The sequence below is a fragment of the Cellulomonas iranensis NBRC 101100 = JCM 18110 genome, from assembly GCF_001552375.1.
Taxonomy (GTDB): domain Bacteria; phylum Actinomycetota; class Actinomycetes; order Actinomycetales; family Cellulomonadaceae; genus Cellulomonas; species Cellulomonas iranensis.
Map to the genome: position 1 here is coordinate 1 of NZ_BCRB01000007.1, position 19,448 is coordinate 19,448.

Consider the following 19,448-nt stretch of genomic DNA (forward strand, 5'->3'; position numbering starts at 1 on the left):
CCGCCGCCGCGCGCGCCCGCGAGGCCGCGCAGCGCGCCCGGCTCACGCGCGCCGCCGAGCGCGCCCGCGTCGCGCGCGAGATGCACGACGTCGTCGCGCACTCCCTCACCGTCATGGTCGCTCTCGGCGGGGGCGCCGCCGCGGCACTCGACCGCTCGCCCGACCGCGCGCGCGCCGCGCTCGACGAGCTCGTCGAGACCGGGCGCACCGCGCTCGACGACGTCCGGCGCATCCTCGACGTGCTGCACGCCGAGGAGGACCCCGTGCCCGGGCAGGTCGTGGGGGCGACGCCGGGCGGCGGTGGCGCCCGGGACGACCGCGGCCGGGCGGCGGACGACGGCGACGGGAGGCGCGACGCGGCCGGCGGTGGCGACGTCGGGCGCGACGCGGCCGGCGGCGACGGGCGTCCAGGCGGGGAGGCCGGACCCGGCGGGGGTCGCGCCCCGATGGCGCCGCAGCCCGGCGCGGGCGACCTCGCGCGGCTCGTCGAGCGGTTCCGCACCGCAGGGCTGCCCGTGCGCACCAGCGGGCTCGCCGTCACGGGCCTCGACGCGCTCGGCGCGACCCGGCAGCTCGCCGTGTACCGCGTCGTGCAGGAGGCGCTCACCAACACGCTGCGGCACGCACCGGGCAGCCCGCGCGTCGACGTCGACGTGCGGCGCGACGGCGGCGCGCTCGCCGTCGTCGTCACCGACGCCGGGCCGGGCGACGGCGCCGCGCCCGCCGCACCGGGCACGCGCCGGGGCGTCGTCGGCATGACGGAACGGGTCGCCGCGTTCGGCGGCACGGTCGAGGCCGGGCCGCACGGCCCGGGGTGGCGGGTGCGCGCGCGCCTGCCGTGGCACGAGGGAGACGCATGATCCGGGTCCTGCTGGTCGACGACCAGCCGCTCATCCGCATGGGCTTCCGCCTGCTCGTCGAGAGCGCGGACGACCTCGAGGTGGTCGGCGAGGCGCAGGACGGGCAGGCGGCCATCGACCAGACGGCCGCGCTGCGCCCCGACGTCGTGCTCATGGACGTCCGCATGCCCGGCGTCAACGGCATCGACGCGACGCGCGCCGTCGTCGCCGCGCACCCCGACGTGCGCGTGCTGGTGCTCACGACGTTCGACCTCGACGAGTACGCGTTCGGCGCGCTGCGCGCCGGGGCCAGCGGGTTCCTGCTGAAGGACGCCGCACCCGCCGAGCTCGTCACGGCCGTGCGCACCGTCGCGTCGGGCGACGCGGTGGTCTCGCCGCGCGTCACACGCCGCATGCTCGAGCTGTTCGCACCGCACCTGCCCGAGGACGACGGCGCCGCGGCGCCGGGCGACGGCCCGCACCCACGCCTCGCCGCGCTCACCGCACGCGAGCTCGAGGTCGTGCGGCTCGTCGCCGAGGGGCTGTCGAACGCGGAGATCGGCGACCGGCTGTTCGTCACCGAGGCCACCGTCAAGACGCACATGGGCCGGCTGCTCGCCAAGCTCGGGCTGCGCGACCGCGTGCAGGTCGTGGTGCTCGCGTACGAGACCGGGCTCGTGCGGGCCGGAGGTGGGGGGTAGCACCCAGGCGGCGCTCGTCGCCGCGCGGGTCCCCTCAAGTCGTCGGCCCGCGACGTCGATGCTCCGGCACCGACGACGCCAGGGGGCGACATGACGCAGCGCTTCAACCCACCGCCCGGGTGGCCCATCCCGCCGAAGGGCTGGCAGCCGCCGGCCGACTGGTCGCCCGACCCGGCGTGGCCCGCCGCGCCCGACGACTGGGAGCTGTGGGTCGACGTCGAGCCGCGCACCGGGAGTCGGAGGTGGCTGACGCCCGCCGTCGGGGCCGGGGCGCTGGTGCTCGGGCTGATCCTCGGCGGCGTGGGCGCGGCGTCGTCCGCCAGCTCGCAGGCGCAGGAGGACCGCGCGGCCATCGCCGCGCTCACCGGCGAGAAGTCCGACCTCACGAAGGACCGCGACGAGCTCGACGCCGACCTCGCCGAGGCCCGCGACGACCTGACGGCCGCCAAGAAGCAGGTCGCCGACGCCGCCGCCCAGGTCGCCGCCCTCGACCAGCGTGCCGCCGACCTCGACGCGCGCGAGGCCGCGCTCAACGGCCGGCAGGGCGAGCTCGACACCCGCCAGGCCGACCTCGACGGGCGGCAGAGCCAGCTCGACGCGCGGTCCGCGGACCTCGACGCGCGCGAGGCGCGCGTGTCGTCGGCGCGGCCGTCGGGGACGTCGGGCTCGTCGGGCTCGTCCGGTGGGACGTCGGCCGCGGCGTCGGGAGGTGGGTCGGTGTACTACAAGAACTGCACCGAGGCCCGCGCCGCGGGCGCCGCACCCGTGCGGCGTGGCGAGCCCGGGTACGCGTCGCACCTGGACCGCGACAACGACGGCGTGGGCTGCGAGTAGGGCGGCCGGGTCGTGCAGGGGGCTGCAGGGGACGACGCCGGGCGCGGCGCCGAGGAGCAGGTGAGCCGGCGCGCGCGACGCGTCGCGGAGCTGCGGGCGGCCGCGGAGCGCGGCGAGGCGGTCGACACCGCCGCGCTCGAGCGGCTGCGCCGCGACCAGCGCGCGTGGGCCGCGGGCGCCGAGGGCGAGCGCCGCGTCGCCGACGTGCTCGCGCATCTCACGCGGTACGGCTGGACCGTGCTGCACGACGTGCGCTGGCCCGGCCGGCAGCGCGCCAACCTCGACCACGTGGCGATCGGGCCCGGCGGCGTGTTCGTCGTCGACGCGAAGAACTGGTCCGGCGACGTGCGGGTCTCGCCGGACGGCCTGCGGCAGAACGGGTACGGGCGGGACGCCGCCGTCGAGGGTGTGAGTCAGGCCGCGGCGGCCGTCACCACGCTGCTCGCACCGCAGCACCGGTCCGCCGTGCGCGGCGTCCTGTGCCTCACCGGGCAGGAGGACCAGCCGGTCGTCACGGTGCAGGGCGTGACCGTGTGCGGGCGGTGGCACCTGCCCGAGCACCTGCTCGCCCAGCCCGTCCGGCTGTCGGTGTACGACGTCGTCGACATCGCACGCCACCTGGACGCCGAGCTGGGGGCGGCCGCGCCTGCGACCGTCCCCGCGCCGCGGCGGGGTGGCGGGCGGACGGGCGGGCGAACGCCACGGGGGTCGGCGGGGCGGACGTCCGCGCGGGCTGCCGGGCGGTCGGCAGGACGGTCCTCCGGCGGGCGGCCCGGCGCCGTGGACAGGCGGCGACGACGGCGGGCCGCGCTCGGTGGGGCACTGACGCGGCTCGTCCTCTGGCTCGGGGCGGTCTTGTTCCTCGTCAACGTGGTGCTGCCGCGGATGGTAGGTGGCTGACGCGGGCGCGCCAGTCCGCTCCGTCCGCCGGCGCGGCGCGGGGAGAAGAAGCTCATCGCCGCGCGACCGACGCGAGGTCGGCGACCAGGGTCACCGGGTCCGCACGTCGCCCTCCTACCGATTCAGCTGCGGCTAGATCAAGCGCCAGGGCTCACCCCGCTTGTTCTGAGCCAGGCGCCCTTCCTTGCGGAGGTTCGTCGCTGCCCATCGAAGGTCGTACTGCCAGGTGTAGACGAGGTCCCCGGAGGCTTCGATGTCACGCTGGTGCGCCCGCCACACTTCTCGACTGACGTCGATAACCGTCGCCGATCCACCGAGCGCCCGCAGGGCCTCGACCAACCAGTCACGGAGGACGTCACGCGCAGCCATGCAGGGGAGCTTTGCGCAGGGGGTGCTGGGAAGCTACTCAGCCCCGCCCTGTTCACCCGCCTGCCCGCGCGATCAGCCGATATGCCACGTTCTCGACCGGCGCACGGCGGTCACTCCACCTGCCTCAGATGCGCCGATGCCACCAGGTCTGCCACGCGCCTCGAGACCCGGCTTGCGACAGCGGGATCATCAAGGAGCACGCCGGCCTCCAGATGGCGCTCGACAGCCGCGACAGAGAGATTGGCGCTCGTCACAAGCGTGAAACGTCCGTCGATGACGAGGATCTTCGAGTGCTGAAGGCCGACCTGACCTCGCACCTCGTGGTGATACCCGTAGACGGTCGCCCTCGGCACAGCGTGCGCGAGTGCACGCGCGGTCTCCGCACGCTCGACGACATCCACGACAAGAGTGATTGCCACCTTGCGCTGTGCCGCCCGCCGCAGAGCCTGGACGAAGGGCGCGCCCGATGATCCGGAGTACGTCGACGCTAGGACGCTCTCCTCAGCGTCGTCGATGAGGCGGACGATGGCCTCGGTCGTCCGGACCGAGTCTCCCTGCAGCTGCGGCCCGCTCCAGACGACGACCGGCGGCTCCGGTCGGTCCTCGGCGGCGTCAGCGATCACCCGCAACGCGGCAGCGAGCGCGGTCGCGTTCCCGAAGGAGCTCACCACCGCCGCGAGCGCGACACCGACCGCTGGCGCCCGGTCGGGCGCCACCTCGCGGGCAGCCCGCCGCGCGCGGCCGGTCGCCTCGAGACTCGCTGCGACACGACGGAGCTCGCTGGGTGTCAGCAGACCGACGAGCGCGGCGAGGTCCGCTCTCATCCCAGCACCACGGCGTCGAGGAGCCCGTCGACCCCCTGCCCCGCGTAGAGCGTTCGCAGGAGGCGCCGGTCGAGGAACCTGTTGGCGTTCTCGCACGACGTCTCCGAGTTGAAGACGCAGAAGTGGCACGCGGCCCCGTGGAGGAAGTCCTCGTCCGGGCCGGGCGTGCGGTGGGAGCAGACGGGGTCGGACGAGCAGCGGGACGCCTTGTGCAAGGCCCGCGTGACGAGGTCTCCGAGCCGGCGGGGGTCGGAGAGCTCGACGAGTCCGCCGAGCGTGCCCTCGCTGTCCGGGGACGTCGTGGAGATGAGGAAGCCGGCTGCGGCCTCGCGGTCCTCGTCCGACCGCCACGCGTAGATGCGCTCGGTCAGGGAGGCAGACCCGTACCCGGAGTCCATCGCCATCTGACGGATGAGGAGATGGGCGAGGGTGTGCACGGCCCAGAACCGCGGCGGCTCGAACCGCTCCGCCGCGTTCACCGGTGCGGACGCGCTCGTGCGTCGGGCGACGTTGAGTTCGTGCGCTCGGCGGTGCGCCTCCCAGAGCGACGTCGGGAGGACGCTCTCCTCCCAGAGCCCGACGACGTCCTCGCGGAGGCGGATGAACACCCCTTCGCCGTGGTCCTCGGTGGCCGGGACCCAGCGCGGGCGGCGACGCGAGATCGGAGCGAGCCGCGCGACGTCGTCGATGCGGTCGAACGAGTCGACTCGCGTGAAGCCCACGAAGGCGTTCACCTTCTTCAGCCGGTCGACCGCAGCCACGGTACCCACGACCGGCTCGAGGTTCGCGGGCAGAGCCACGTCCCGGATGCGGAAGTCGCTCTGCCGGGCGTGCTTGGCGAAGTCCTTGGGACGGACGAGGGTCCGCCATTCCGGGAGCCGGAGCTCGACGGCCGTGTAGGGGGTCGTCCTGCCGGTGTCCGGCGCACCGCCGTCGGCGAGCAGCGTGATCGCTTCCATCACGACGTCGTCCGGCACGTCCGCCAGGTCCAGACCCGCGCTCTGCTGCACGAAGGCCTTGAACATCGGGACAACAGCCACGGAGGTCACCATGGCCCGCTGCTCCGCGGGGACGCCCTGGAGCCGCGCAGCGACGTCGGCGACGGTGAGCTCGACGCTCTCTGGCACGACGAGCAGGCTGACGGTCGCGGGGAACCACTGGTTCGCGGCGCCGAGCAGCATGAACCGCGTCTCGGCCTGGCACTTCTCGAAGGTCCCGAGATGCGGGTGGCGGCCGCGGCACCGCGGCATGCGGTCGGCGCCCGCGGTCCCGGTGAGCTCGCGCATGGAGCGCCGAGCGTCGCACGTGACGCAGTGGATGTGGACCTCGGGCCCGAGGTTGCTGCGCCACTCGAGCATCCGCAGCTGTGTCCGGGGGTTCGGGATGCCCGCCATCTTCGAGCACGTCCACCCCGCGCCCTGGGCACCGTGCACGAACGCCCAGTAGGGGAACTCGTCGAGGTGCCCGGCGAGGCAGGCGACCAGGTACCGGGCGGGGACGGCCGGGCTGCGCCGCGGCTTGGCGGTGCCCTTGCGTCCGCGACAATTCTCGTGCTCGAACCGCGCCTTGTCCGGTCGGCGCTTGATCGTGTTGACGAAGGTGAAGGTGCCGCCCTGACCGTCGAACGGCGCGAGGATGTCGCAGCCGGTGCAGCGCAGCCACCGGGGGAAGACCGCCGCGGGCACGCCGATGGTGGAGTACCCGTCCGGTCCGGTCTCCTCACGCGGGGGCCGGCGCAGCTCGGTGACCTGGCGTCCGATCTGTGCCTTGACCGCCTCGACGAGACGCGGCTCGGAGACCTGGAAGACCTTGCCGAGCCGCTGGTAGGCCAGCTCCCACGCGTCGAGGCCCTGCGGCATGACGGCGACGTGCGGAAGGTCCACCGTCGCGCCGATACCCCCGGTGTAGAGCAGCGCCGTGGGACGCATGGAACCGATGCGCCCGTAGTTCTTGGGCGCTACGTCGTCGGTGTGCGCGTACGGGTCGAGGACCGCGTTCTCGGCGAGGTAGGTGGTCTCGGCGGGGTGAGTGGTCTCGGAGGGGACCTCGGGCGTCTCGTCGGTCACTACCCCACCTCCAGCGGGAACTCCCACGCCGGTGCATCGGCGGGTTCGACGTCGGTCACCTTGTCCTGCACGGAGCGGACGACGAGGTTGATCTCGGGCTGCACCTCGCGCATCGAGTTGGCGACGCGGAGGTAGACGTCATCGCCGAGGATCGTCTCGTCCTCGGGGCTCTTCAGCAGGCCAGGCGCGCTGCCTCGCTTGTCGTAGACGGTGCCGGGGTTCGCGGTGGCCCGCGCGTACCAGACGTCGAGGCGGCGCTGGAGCTTCTCCCGGATCTCGCCGACGAGCTCGTCGGCTCCGGCTGCCGCCGCCCGCTGCGCGATGACGTCGATGAGGTGTTTGACCGTGGCGTAGCGGGTGGCGACGGCGCTGGCCCCGACCTGGGGCGACAGCGACGGCGAGGCCGTCACGTCGAGAACCCGTGCGACGGAGACGAGGACGCTCGTGAGCCCTCGTTCGAGCGAGGAATCCGAGAACGGTGTGACGGAGAGCGCCTCCACGTGGGCGTAGAACGTCCGGTGGTCGTGCTCGAACTGTTCGTAGTGCGCCATGTCGCGCGGGCGTGCCCGGTTCGCGAGCGTGACGACCAGCCCGGGGCGGGAGGCGACGCGTCCGACGCGTGACGACGCCTGGATGTACTCCGCCGTGTTCTTCGGCTGCCCGACGATGAGCATGAGACCGAGGCGTCCGACGTCGACGCCGACCTGCAGCATCGACGTCGCGAGGACCACGTCGTACGGCCGGTCGCCCGGCCGGCCCGGCTCCTTCTTCCCGTCGCGCGCGGCCTGGGCCATGCGGGTGTGCGCGCTCGTGCTGTCGAAGTGAGGGTCGAACGCCACGGCGAGCCGGTCGAGCGTCGCGGTGATCTCCGTCGAGGAGATCCGGGACGTGAGCTCGCCGACCTCGAGCCCGAACCGTCCGCGGGGGGCGTACCCGCTCGTCCGGTCCGGATTGGTGATCCGGGTGGTGACGTCGTCGTCGAGGTAGCGCCGCATGCCCGCGAGCTCGCGGGTGGCCGAGAAGTAGCCGACGAGGGTCATGTACGGGTCGGCCGCCTCGCCGTGCTCGTCGAGCAGACGTTGCCCCGCGAGGAGGAGGATCTCCGCTACCCGGATCTCGGCCAGCGTCAGCCGCGCGCCGTGCGCGCACACGCCGACGTAGCGCCGCCCCGGGTTCTTCTCGCTGATCGGGACCTCGGCGGAGAAGTAGGTGTCGCGCACGTCGAGCACCTGGGGCGGGAATATCTCGACCCCACGCCCGTAGAGGCGACGCACCTGCCCGAGTGCGTTACGGCTGGTCGCCGTGGACGCGACGACCAGGGGCCGGATGGCGGCCGCGGTCGCGGCGTCCGGTCCGAGCTGCCAGCTGCAGAGCGTGTCGACGGCGACCTCAAACAGCCCGACAGCCGTGCCGAGCGCGCCCGTGATGAGGTGCAGCTCGTCCTGGACGATGAGGTCCGGTGGTCGCAGGCGTCCCACCGGGGTCACGGTGACCTTGGGGGCAGAGCCCTTACGGTTGTGGGCCGTGCGGTTGCACACCTCGTCCAGGGTGTCCGGGTGGACGTAGCCGTGACGCGGGCACCGCTGCGCGACGTGACCGAAGAGGTGCGCCGTCTGCCCCTCGCGCGCGATGCGCGCGAACTTGTCGACCGTCGCGAGCAGGTAGGTCGGTGGGTGCCGGTAGATCTCCTCGTCGGTGGTGAGCACTGGGAGACCGTCCTCGACGGACCCGCCCTCGGCGAACGGGCACTCGGTGCCCAGCTTCGCCCCGCAGTGGACGAGGACGCGTCTGCGCACGTCGTCGTAGCGGATGTGCTGCTTGGGGCTGATGCGCGAGCCGCACCAGGGGCAGCGCTGGAGCTGGAGGACGGTGACGCCGTACGCCTTCCCCTCTACGCCGCGGGCGTCCTCCACCTGCGCGCGCGCCTCGGTGACGGACTTGGGGCTCACGCTGGTGCCCACCCACAAGCCGATGCGGAAGGGCTCGGTGCCCCAGGTGTCCGGGTCCCGACGTCGCTCGAGCTCTGCTGCACAGACCAAGGCGGTGGCCCGCTGGAACTGCTGGGTCGTGAGCAACCGCAGCGTGTAGCGCATGAGGACCGCGACGCCGTCCCGCCCGTCGAGCGGGCCGTCCGGGGACGGGATATCGCCCTGAAGCCGGCGGATCGCGAAGGTGAACGCCGCGAGCCCGAGGTAAGCCTCGGTCTTGCCGCCACCGGTGGGGAAGAAGAGGAGCTCGGCCTGGGCGGCGTCCCCGCTGCGGAGGGGTGATGCCGGGTCCGCGAGACTGCCGAGCTGCATAAGGATGAAGCCGAGCTGGAACGGCCGCCACGAGGCCCGGGCGAGCTCGTCCTTCGCCATGACCTGCTCCGTCGCCTCGGCGATGGTCACGTCGGCACTCTCGGAACGGAGCTGCGCGACCTGGCTGTGGACGCGCTGGTCCGCCATGACGCGGTTCATGAACTGGAAGGCGCGGAACACGTCGGGGTGGGCCAGGCGCGCGAGGCCGGCCTCCAAGCGGTCGGCCACCCCCTCGGCATCCTCGACCGCTTCGTCCGCGATGTCCTGCAGGTGGGGCGGGAGGTGGGCGACCTCGGCGCGCCGATCGACCAACCACGCGCGGTAATCGTCGACCATCGGACGGAGGCCGGCCACGACGTCCTTGAGCGGGGCGCTGCCGAGCCGATCCATGGAGACGACCGCGCCGGGCACGGCTGGCGCCATCGTCTGCGGCACCTCGGCGGTCGGCAACCAGGTCGTGCGCACCCGGTACGCGCGGCGCGCGTCTTCCACGAGGTCACGGACCCACTCGCCGCCCGTCGTGTCGGGGTCTGCGCACGTCCACGTGGCCGAGCACGTGCGGCCCACCGCGAACTCGAGTCGGTCACGGTAGAGCAGCTCGAGGCGCTGCTCCTCGCTGTCGAGCCCGGGTGCGAGCGCGTCCAGCGGATCGTGGATCGGTAGGAACACCGCCGAGCCGTCCTCTGCCAGGGCCTCGAGCTCGGCCTGGAAGAGCCAGAGCCTGGGCGGCAGGGTGCCGTCGGTGATGCGGCGGTTCTGCAGGGCGACCTCGACGACGAGCGTCGCCCCCTCTCCCGCGCGGACGTCCACGCTCACCGACACCTGCACCACGCCGTTGTCGACGAGCACGGGCTCGTCGATCACCGCACCGGCGGTGAGGCGGTCAGGCGTCAGGACGACGCGGTGCTCGTGGGGTGTGCGGTCGTACAGCGTACGCACGCGACCGTTGTCGTCCGCCTCGCGGCGCGGCGCGTACGTGCCCCACCGGGCGATGAGCACGAGAGCAGGGCCCTCCGTGCTCACACGGAAGCGCAGACCCATCGACGACGGCGCGATCAGCTGGGACGCGGGTCCTCGGTCCTCCGACTCCTCCGAGGTGCCGCTGTCGGAGATGTCCCCGTCATCGACCTCGGGTACGCCGTCGACGTCTCGTCCGACGGAAACGGGGATAGCGTTCTCGCCTAATCGAAGGTCTTCGATCTCATCCGTCACAGGCACCCGATCCTGTGCTCCGGTGAGCCCGGCGCCTTGAACCTTTACGGGCGCCAGAGCTCCGGCCAGATAGCGTCCACGCGGATTCCCAAGGACGACCTCTTCCCTTCCGCCCCACGGGCCGAGCAAGTCGGCAACAAGCAGGCGTTGCACCCTATCCCTAACCCTTGCCGAATTCACTTCAGGCCCCATTCCCCAGTTCCAAGTCACCAATTGTGGGGGACTCTTTCGAGTCCCGGCGGAGCGCAGTGCGCCTGTTGTTCTCCTCCAACAATCTGTCCATGACCTCGGACTGGGAATCCGGATCGAGCGTCCACCTCAAGACTTGCTTATAGGAGTACACGCCGTGCTCGGCGCGGACGTCCGACCATCCGTAGGTCGCGAGCAGCGACATGTCGAGCTCGCGATGCAGATCGCGAACTCTCACTACATCACCATCGTTGACAATTGAAGGATCGTTGACGCGACCGTAGATGCCGGTGAGACTCAAATTTCGTCGCGTCATCACCTCCGTTCGCACTTCGTATAGGGCTGTCGCAACCTCAACGGCAGCGGATATATCCGCGAGGGGCCGAGGGAATGTGTCGGAGACCGCTCGCGGCGTGAATGTCGGATCGCTACGCATCGAAGTTCCATACCTAATCGCCCACGTCGACATCAGAGAGGAGGATGCAACTGCGAGATCCTCGAGCACTTCACCGGTGAAGACCACCACCTTGTCCGTGAATACCGCGTCGGCGGGTGCAATAGTCGGCATCAGAGTCCGACTCACCCGAGCAATGACGGCGACCCGATCGCGAGAACGCATCCGCGAATACAAACGCGGCCGAGCGTTCCAGTGCTTCCACCACTCGTACACCATGCGCGGGTACTTACTAGGGTCCTGACGAGAGCGCTCCGGTCGCACGCAGGTCTCCACATGGCGCCACGGAGCGGGATACGCTCGAGCCTGATCCTCGGACATCTCTCCGAAATCGATAACCCAGCGCTGCGGAACCAAGACGGCGAGCGAGTTCAGGTCCTGCCCGGTAAAGAGTGGCCGGATTACCTCTCTGTTCCGGTCGTCCTCGGCGAGCATCACGTCTGCGCTGCCCTTCGAAAGTACAAACCCGGCACCATGCAGATATGACCCCAGGCTCGCCCAGCCATCGTTCTGCGCGAGGCGCACTGGGGCTATCGAAATAGCCCCCTTAGGCTCCAGGAGCGTGCTTATCTCACGAACCGATACCCCATCCGCAACTGGCCGCACCCCCTGGCTCGGCGTGACCCTTGAAGACCACACTGCAGCGAACTCTACATTAGCGGAGGACGCCGGCCATTTTTTGCTCTGAATCGATCTATAGATGTGGAAGCCTTCATGCTCAAGGCGGTCCAGTCCGAGCTCTCGGGTCTCCCCTTGTGCGATCGAGTTGCTCCCGATGAGTCCGAGCGTGCCCGATCTCTTCACCACTAGGGATGCCCGAACAAGAAAGAATGAGACCAGGTCCGCCCGGCCGAGGCGCCGACCGAGGCCCAAGGTCGCCAGGAGGTAGTCGCGATATCTTGAACCCGCGGCCGACGGTATCTTGGTACCACCGAGGAATGGTGGGTTGCCGACGACGGAATCAAATCCTCCGTGCTGGAGCATTACGTCAGGCGCCTGCAGAACCCAATGGAGTGGTCTCCATCGCCGACCGCTAGGTTCTAGCTCCATCGCGAGGCCGGCCACGATGACGGCGTTGAGTAGGTCGGTGTCGCCTAGCGCAGAACGCATCAACGCGAGCGACAGGTGCTCGTAGGCGGCCTCGAGGGGCTTGCCGGGCTTGCCGCCGACCGCCAGCCCGGCGGCCACGATGCCGTCGGCGACGGTGCGGAGCTCCGCCAGCTGCTCGTCGAGCTGTCTCATGAGCTGGCGCTTCGCGTGCGTCGTCCGCATCGCGTTGCCGTCGGACACCGTCGTCGCGAGCTGGCCGCGGATCTCGGTCGCTCGCTGGATGGCGAGGTCGACATCCAGGGTGAAGCCCGGGTTCCGCAGACGGGCGGGTGACGGGTCGATGTGGAGCCCACGCAGCTGTCGGAGCTCCGTCAGGCCGAGCAGCGAGTTGCCGCAGAAGATCTTGTCGTCGACGAACGAGAAGGGCTTGTCCCGGTCGAGCGACACCAGCCACAGGGAGAGCTTGCACATCTCGACAGCCATCGGGTTGATGTCCGCCCCGTACAGGCAGTGCGCGACGATCTCCCGACGCGCCTCGATCTCCCGTCGCCGGCGCTGCTCGGCGCTGACGTCCTCGCGGGTGATGCCCTCGGCGTCCCACGCCTCCAGCAGCTTGCCACCGAGGTAGCGTGCCGCGGCCACGAGGAATGCCCCGGATCCGACTGCGATGTCCGCGACCTTGAGGTCGAGGATCCGTGACGAGGAGATGAGATTCCACGCGCTCGTGTCGGCGGTCTGCAGCGGACCCGGCTGGTACACGAGCGGTTCGAGGGCGTGCAGGACGACCTCTTCGGCCAGGGCACGCGGCGTGTAGTGCGTCCCCGAGTTGGCGCGGGACCGGGTCTCGACGACCACGAGCCCACCACCGAGCACGACGTACGGCAGTCCGCGCAGGTCGCGGCGGATCAGGTGGATGTACCCGATGAGCTCGTCGAGCAGACCTGCGTCCCGCACCACGGGGCGCAGCAGCCGCCGGGCCTCGTCCTGCGCCTCGACGGTGCCGCTGGTCTCGTATGCCTTCGCTACCTGCCTGACCGTGCTCGCACGCGCCCCGGGCTGATCGTCCTTCAGCCACGCGACCAGCGCCGCGGCGAAGGTCGCAGGGTCCTCGCCCGCGTCGTCGGAGAGCTTGTGCAGGACGTCGAGCCTGATCTCCGGTTCCGCACCGTCCTGCGGCCCCGACAGGCCGACGATCGTCTCTCCCGGGTCGGTGAACCTCGCGGAGTAGCCGAGCAGACCCTCGTAGACGTAGCCGATCTGCTCGACGTCCAGGTCGCGGAAGGACACCGCACGTGCCTCGTTCCCGATGCGAACCTGCTGGACGGCACGCAGCACGTGCAGCATGACGCGATCGTCGACCACGACGCGGAGGCGGCCGGTCGTCGGGTCGGTGGCGAGCAGCCACTCGAAGCGGTCGGGGTCGAAGAGCGATCCGCCGTAGGCCGGCATACGCAGGTCCTCGAACGTCGCCCCTTCGTAGAGCGCACTGCTCGTGGCGAGCAACCGGTGCCAGGTGTCGAACGACCCCTCGAGGAGCTCCTCACCGTCGGCAGCGACGGCAGCGCGTCGGCGGGCATCGAGACGCTCGGCAGCGTCGGAGATCGCGTAGGCGTCGCGGTACAGGACGCTGTCAGGGAGGAGCTCGTTCGCCTCCGCGAAGAGCAGGAACACCACGCGCATCATGACCGTCACGGCCGCGTCGTACACGGTGTGCCCGTCGTCCGGGAGCGGTGACGCCTCCCCGGCGGCGATCGCATGCAGGTGCAACTCCGAGAACGACTGCACCAGCAGCTCGACGGCCGCGCGCACCTGCCGACCGAGCTGATCGGTGATCTCCTCCGTGCTCGCGACGGAGTCGCGCAGCAGCGCGGGAAGTCGACGCGCGGGCGTCCCACCCGCCAGCGAGGTGAGTCGCGCCAGAGCCCAGAACGCGGCCCTGAGATCCGGCTCCTCGCGGAAGAGCGCGCCGTCGAACGCGCCGGAGCCGACCGCGCCCTGGTCACTCACCCACACGAGCGCCCACCAGCGACCGTCGGTCACGACGGCCACGGGGATGCCGCTGTCTCCGCTGGAGCGACTCGCCCGCAGGAGCGCTGCGCCCCTGTCGATCGCGGTCGCCGTCCACCCGTCGGAACCCGGTGCTGCGAGGTCGTCGGTCGGGTCGACGACCAGCAGCAGCGCCTCTGCGTCCTCGCCGGTCCGCAGGACGGCGGTCGGCCTGACGGAGTGCTCACCGTCGAGCGACACCGCCCGCAGGTCCGGCGGAGCCTCGGCTACGTACCCGTCCCACTCGAGCACCTGGTGGGTCATCGTCGTCACCCAGGCGTCGCGCTCGGCGAGATACGCCGACGTCGCCGAGTCATCACGGGCCGAGCGCACCCACGTGGTCCACGCGCGCTCCCACAGGCGGAAGCCCTCCGAGAACGACTCACCGACCTGGTCGACAGCAGCGTCCGGACGGGGCAGGCCGTCGCGGAACTGCGCCTTGAGAGCTGGACGCGCGAGGAACGGCCCGTCGACGACGACGAGGTCGAGCCACGCGAAGGGGTCGTCCGGTCGCTTCGGCCGGTACCCCGGTCGCGGGCTCATGCGAGGCTCCCCTCAGCGTCGGCGGGCGTCAGTGCGAACACGAGCGCGCCAGTCAGTGCGTGGTGCTGCGACTCCTGGTACCTGGCCTCGACCGCGCGTCGTTCCCGGTCCAGCTCGTCGTCGAGAACGTCCAGGCGCCGGCGCACCTCGTCGATGTCGCGACGGCGTTGCCGGGCGGACCCCTCCAGCTCGAAGAGCGCCTCCTCGGCCTGCCTCGCCGCCTGCTCCATCGCTGCGACGGACCTCTGGAGCGTCTGACGGAAACGCGAGAACGTGCCGTCGACGCGTGCGAGGTCAGCCTCCCGGCGACCCCGGAGCGACTCCTCGAGCTCCTCGAGCCGCCGGTCGGCCCTGACCTGCACCGCTCGCTCCACGCGGGCGCGCAGCGCCTCGTCACCGTCCTCGTTCCAGCGGGCTGCGAGCGCGCGCAGCACGTCCGGACCCGGCGACCGCAGGTCCTGCCCGTCGAGCGTCGTGGCCAGCAGGTCCTCGGAGAGCTCCTCGCCGAGGTCCTGGCGACGCCGCAACCGGGTGCCGGCGAGGAAGACCTCCTCGTGCAGACGGACGCCGCTACCGCCGACGAGCACCAGGCGCGCGACCGCTGCGGCGAACGAGTCACGCAGCCCTGGTACGACGACCGCGGTCACACGCTGGACGGAAGGGTGCGGTGACCAGAGCTCCTGGCGCAGCGCGCGAGTCGCCAACCGGACCAGCGGGTGGCCGAGGTGGGCGTGCACGAGATCCGTTCGTCCGCGTGCCGCCTCCTCGTCGAAGGTCAGCCGACGGCGCTCCGACGTGAGCGGGTCGTCCAGGTCCTGCACCGCCAGCGCCCACGTGCGCGCCATCGCCGTCGGCGCAGCGAAGACGGGAGCGTCGGTGTCGACGTCCCCGACCGGCTGGAGGGTCGGCTGCCCGGCGAGCTGCAGAGCCGTGTCGACCACGCGGTGGACGTTCGCCGGATGCAGGTGAAGCCGTCGGCGGACGTCATCGAGCCCTTCGGTGATACGCGTGAGCTCGGCGGACATGCGCCGATCGCCCGCCAGCATGTCGGTCACTGCCCGCGTCGAGTCGTCGCGGGCGGGCCGGGAAGCCCGCGGCCGGCGGCCGAGCAGCTCCTCCTCGAGGTCCGGTGCGAGGACGTCGTTCGCGGAACCGAGGTCGTTGCGGACCCGCTGCATCTTGTCCAGGAGTCGACGCAGCAGGTCGACGTCGCGGTCCAGCGCGGACCGCCCGCTGACCGGTGCGAAGTGCCACGCCACCGGGGTCTGCGTCTGCCCGTAACGGTCGATGCGGCCGATGCGCTGCTCGAGGCGGTTGGGGTTGAACGGCACGTCGAAGTTCACGAGCCGGTGGCAGTACCGCTGCAGGTCGATCCCCTCGCCGGCGGCGTCGGTGGCGAGCAGGACCCGCACCGGGTGCTCCGACGGATCGGCGTTGAAGCGCAGCCGGATGTCCTCGCGCTCGTCCGGTGGCGTCTGCCCGTGGATCACAGCAAGCCTGTCGGAGTCGTAGCCAGCGGTGCGCAGGACGCGCTCGATCCACTCGAGGGTGTCCACGTACTCCGTGAAGACGACCACACGCTCGTTCGACCACGTGCCCGTCGAGCGGATCTCGCCGTCGAGGAACCGGACGAGCTGGGTCAGGCGGGTGTCCGGCCGCGCCTCGTAGCTGCGTCCCCACGCGACGAGGTCCTCGAGGTCCTTCTCGTCCTGGGGCGAGAGGTCCTCGAGGACCCGACGGCTGTCGGTGAGCGCGCCGAGCTCAGGCTGCGCGGCGCGGCCCTCCTCCTCGTCCGGCGCGGCGTCACCCCACAGGTCGTCGAACTCCGGCAGGTCGGGCTCCCGGCCATCACGGCGCGCCTCGAGGTAGGCCGCAGCCGTCCGGGCGAAGGCCCAGGGGGACGACAGGAACCGCTTCTTGAGCAGCAGCGCCGAGATGTCCGCCGCGCGTGCCGGTCGACCGGCGGCTGCGCGGCGTCGCCGGTCGAGCAGCGCGGTGAGACGGTCGTACATCTCGGCCTCGTCGTCCGCGGCCTCGACGGGCAGCGGCCGGATCTGGCGCTCGCGGAAGCGGTCGCCCGGCACGTCGGACTTCAACCGCCGCACGGCCACCTCGGCCAGCGCGGTGCGGTCGATCTGGGCGCCACGCGCGAACCGGTGCTCGTCGATCATCTCGAGCAGCGCGGTGAACGACTCCTCGTACCCGTTGTGGGGCGTCGCGGACAGGAAGAGGCGGTGCTCGCAGCGTCGGGCGAGGTCGCGCACCGCCGCCGTCCGCTGCGAGTCGACCGCGTAGCCGCGGCGTCCGGACGCCTGGTGCGGCGCAGACGGTGCCACGTGATGCGCTTCGTCGACCACGAGCACGTCGAAGACCCGGCCGTCGCGGCCGGTCCGGCGGGCGGCGTCGAACGCCGACTGCAGCATGCGCTGGGCGCGCGGGCCGGGCAGCCACGACATCGAGACGATGACGCGCGGGAACAGCACGAACGGGTTGGCGTGCACGCCGTAGCGACGGCGCACGTCCTTCATCGTCTGCGAGCTGATGACCTCGAACGACAACCCGAACTTCTCGAGCATCTCGTCGTGCCACTTCTGCACGAGACCCGCGGGGCAGACGACGACCACGGACCGAGCCCGGTGACGCAGCAGCAGCTCCTGGATGACCAGCCCGGCCTCGATCGTCTTGCCGAGGCCGACGTCATCGGCGAGGAGGAGGTTCGTCCGGGGCGCGGAGAGCGCCCTGCGCAGCGGTTCGAGCTGATACGGCTCGACCGCGGCACCTGACCGGAAGGGCGCCTGGTAGGTCCCCGGATCGGCCGAGGTCACCGCGCCCCAGCGCAGCGCGTCGACGAACGCGGCCAGGGTCCCCGGGTCGTCGAACTGCTCGGGGTCGACCTGCCGCGGCAGGCCGCGCTCCGTGACCGTCGCGCGCCCGGGCTCGATCTCCCAGACCACCCGCAGCTCGTCTCCTGTGGCGTCCTCACCCATCGCCTGGAGCGTGACGGCGTGCTGGATCTCGGTGACGTCGTCGTCCGCCGAGGATCGCGGGAGGGCCTGCGTGGCGACGTCCGTCACCACCCACCGAGCGCCTCGGACGTGGACCATCTGGCCGACCTCAGGGAGATGGGTTTGCACATCAGTCCTTCCTCGCACTCCCTGAAGACCCTAGCGACGTGGGATGACGTACGCGGCGGACAACACGGACATCGATCACGCGAGCGAACGCGCCCGAATCGGGTCAGTCTGGTCCCGTGCAGCCGTCACCCCCCGGACCTCACCCCGGCTCGTCTAGCGCAGACGCCTCTCGGCGCATGAGCACGCTACGTCGGCGAGACAACCGACCCGAGACGGCCGTGCGACAGCGGCTCCACGCGATGGGACTCCGGTATCGCGTGACCTGGCCCGTGCCCGGACAGCGACGCCGGACCATCGACATCGCCTTCACGCGGGCTCGCGTGGCCGTGTACATCGACGGGTGCTTCTGGCACGGATGTCCGCTCCACGGCACCATGCCGCGGTCCAACACCGCGTGGTGGGAGGCGAAGCTCTCAGCGAACCAAGCCCGCGACGCCTCCGTCAACAGCCAGCTCAACGCCCTCGGGTGGACGGTCCTACGGTTCTGGGAGCACGAGGCACCGGACTCTGTCGCAGAGCGGATCTACTCGGTTGTACGTGCAGCAGCCATGTGATCGACGTGCGCGTCCAGCGCCGCCATGAAGTCTGCTCTGTAGCGCAGACTGCTCGCGCGCAGGCGATCCCGGAAGCCTTTCGTTGCACGCCACGACAGCGGCTCCGAGCCGTAGCGGGTCAGGAGGCCGCCGAGGTCTTGGACCTGCTCCAGGACAGGACCGCACGGGAACTCGGAGACGTCGACCGCCCAGCGTTTCCCGTCCGACGTCCCACGGGCAGCCGCGGGCCACCCGGCACCCTCGGCGAGGAGCACCCCATCCTCGAACGCCTCCCGCAGCTCCGAACGCCTGGCCAGCCGCCCACCGATCCACCGGGCCACCGGCACGCTCACCGCGTTACCCACGAGCTTCCAGCGGTCACGCTCAGGAGCGGGAGAGGTCCAGCCCGGCTCGAGTCCCTGGAGCGACTCGGCCGCCTCGATCGACGGGCGCACGATCTGACGCCCCACCCGCTCACCGGGGAGCCAGATCGCCGGCGGGCTCGCCACCCGCACGGTCGTCCCACCCTTCAGGGTGGGGGTGGCACCGACGGCCCAACCCACACCTCGGTTGCCCTCGGTCCACGAGAATCCGAACGCCGTCGCCTGCTGGTCCGGTTCAGGTTCCCCATGATCTTCCCCCAGGAGGATCCGGGCAGGGTCCATCACTCGCGACGCGAGGAGGAAGACACGTCGCCGGCGCTGCGCTAGCCCGGCGAACCGGCTGTCGACCACGCGGTACGCCCATGCGTACCCTGCGTTCTCCAGGTCGCTCACGATGCGGTTCATCGCAGCGCCGCGGCCGAGGTGGAGCATGTTGGGCACGTTCTCGAGGAGGACCCAGTCCGGCCGGTAGGCCGCGATCTTCTCCAGGACCCCGATCACCAGGCCTGAGTTCACGCCCGCCAAGCCCTGGGTGAGCCCCGCCTGCGAGAGATCGGTACAAGGGAAACCCGCGGTGACGAGCGCGGCCCCGTCGAAGTCCTTGATCGCGGTGACGTCGTCCTTCACCTCGACGTCGGCGTAGCGTGCAGCGAGGACGGCCCTTGCGGCGTCCCACCTCTCGCAGAACCATGCGACGTCGGACACGCCAGCGGCAGCCAGACCCTGCTCGATCCCTGCGACACCGCTGAACAGCGAGACGGTGGCGAGTGGTCTGGAACCCGAGGCCGTCACGAGCGTCGGAGCTCAGGGAACGCGGTCTCGATGATCACGATGAGTTCACGCGCCGCGTCGACATCGAGCTGGAGGCTCTGGCTCGACTTCGCCCTGCTCGCACGGTCGTCGGAGCCAAACGTCGTGAGGTGCAGCAGACGCCGGTCGGCATCGACGACGACTCGGTGCTCGCAGTCCACCTCAGTCGGGTGCGGCTTGATGTCCTGCGTGGACGGCGAGAACGACCTCACACGCGCCATGCCTTCCACCTCCTCCGAGGATCTTGCACGTCTCGCGAGC

Annotated in this window: 13 protein-coding genes; 5 read left to right on the forward strand and 8 right to left on the reverse strand. The window is 71.2% G+C overall.

Going from position 1 to position 19,448, the window contains the following annotated elements; translation table 11 throughout:
• The 4 genes from CS2_RS02105 to CS2_RS02120 all read left to right on the forward strand — a co-directional run.
• Positions 1-860: sensor histidine kinase (locus tag CS2_RS02105; RefSeq protein ID WP_233421036.1), on the forward strand; the 860-nt coding region annotated here is incomplete at its 5' end.
• Positions 857-1,540: a response regulator gene (locus CS2_RS02110; protein ID WP_070318693.1), complete on the forward strand. Its 684-nt coding sequence runs from the start codon at positions 857-859 to the stop codon at positions 1,538-1,540. The genes CS2_RS02105 and CS2_RS02110, both read left to right, overlap by 4 nt.
• 90 nt (positions 1,541-1,630) lie before the next feature.
• The gene (locus tag CS2_RS19490; RefSeq protein WP_070318694.1) at positions 1,631-2,374 is read left to right on the forward strand and encodes an excalibur calcium-binding domain-containing protein; all 744 of its coding nucleotides are present in this window, start codon (positions 1,631-1,633) and stop codon (positions 2,372-2,374) included.
• Between the two features lie 12 nt (positions 2,375-2,386).
• Complete coding sequence (locus CS2_RS02120) at positions 2,387-3,274, forward strand: nuclease-related domain-containing protein (RefSeq protein WP_070318695.1); 888 nt, start codon at positions 2,387-2,389, stop codon at positions 3,272-3,274.
• A 132-nt stretch (positions 3,275-3,406) separates the two neighbouring features.
• Here CS2_RS02120 and CS2_RS02125 read toward each other — a convergent pair whose 3' ends face one another.
• The 6 genes from CS2_RS02125 to drmD all read right to left on the reverse strand — a co-directional run bounded on the left by CS2_RS02125 (position 3,407) and on the right by drmD (position 17,479).
• Entirely contained in the window at positions 3,407-3,643 is a 237-nt protein-coding gene (locus CS2_RS02125; RefSeq protein ID WP_070318696.1) for a hypothetical protein, read from the reverse strand.
• 110 nt (positions 3,644-3,753) lie between these two features.
• Positions 3,754-4,467: a DISARM system phospholipase D-like protein DrmC gene (drmC, locus tag CS2_RS02130; RefSeq protein WP_070318697.1), complete on the reverse strand. Its 714-nt coding sequence runs from the start codon at positions 4,465-4,467 to the stop codon at positions 3,754-3,756.
• Complete coding sequence (gene drmB / locus CS2_RS02135) at positions 4,464-6,533, reverse strand: DUF1998 domain-containing protein (RefSeq protein WP_070318698.1); 2,070 nt, start codon at positions 6,531-6,533, stop codon at positions 4,464-4,466. The genes drmC and drmB overlap by 4 nt, the downstream gene beginning before the upstream one ends.
• A complete protein-coding gene (gene drmA, locus CS2_RS02140) occupies positions 6,533-10,237 on the reverse strand; it encodes a DISARM system helicase DrmA (RefSeq protein WP_070318699.1) in 3,705 nt (1,234 codons plus the stop codon). Before drmA ends, drmB begins: the two co-directional genes overlap by 1 nt.
• Complete coding sequence (locus tag CS2_RS02145; RefSeq protein ID WP_070318700.1) at positions 10,227-14,327, reverse strand: Eco57I restriction-modification methylase domain-containing protein; 4,101 nt, start codon at positions 14,325-14,327, stop codon at positions 10,227-10,229. The genes drmA and CS2_RS02145 overlap by 11 nt, the downstream gene beginning before the upstream one ends.
• The gene (gene drmD, locus CS2_RS02150) at positions 14,324-17,479 is read right to left on the reverse strand and encodes a DISARM system SNF2-like helicase DrmD (RefSeq protein ID WP_369691415.1); all 3,156 of its coding nucleotides are present in this window, start codon (positions 17,477-17,479) and stop codon (positions 14,324-14,326) included. Before drmD ends, CS2_RS02145 begins: the two co-directional genes overlap by 4 nt.
• Before the next feature lie 98 nt (positions 17,480-17,577).
• On the opposite strand from drmD, the gene CS2_RS18390 reads away from it, so the two are divergent.
• On the forward strand, positions 17,578-18,015 hold the full coding sequence (locus tag CS2_RS18390) for a very short patch repair endonuclease (protein WP_267886470.1): 438 nt from the start codon (positions 17,578-17,580) through the stop codon (positions 18,013-18,015).
• On the opposite strand, the gene CS2_RS02155 is transcribed toward CS2_RS18390, so the two are convergent.
• The gene (locus CS2_RS02155) at positions 17,985-19,169 is read right to left on the reverse strand and encodes a DNA cytosine methyltransferase (RefSeq protein WP_070318701.1); all 1,185 of its coding nucleotides are present in this window, start codon (positions 19,167-19,169) and stop codon (positions 17,985-17,987) included. The genes CS2_RS18390 and CS2_RS02155 overlap by 31 nt on opposite strands.
• The gene (locus tag CS2_RS02160; RefSeq protein ID WP_070318702.1) at positions 19,166-19,408 is read right to left on the reverse strand and encodes a hypothetical protein; all 243 of its coding nucleotides are present in this window, start codon (positions 19,406-19,408) and stop codon (positions 19,166-19,168) included. Before CS2_RS02160 ends, CS2_RS02155 begins: the two co-directional genes overlap by 4 nt.
• Positions 19,409-19,448: the final 40 nt, after the last annotated feature.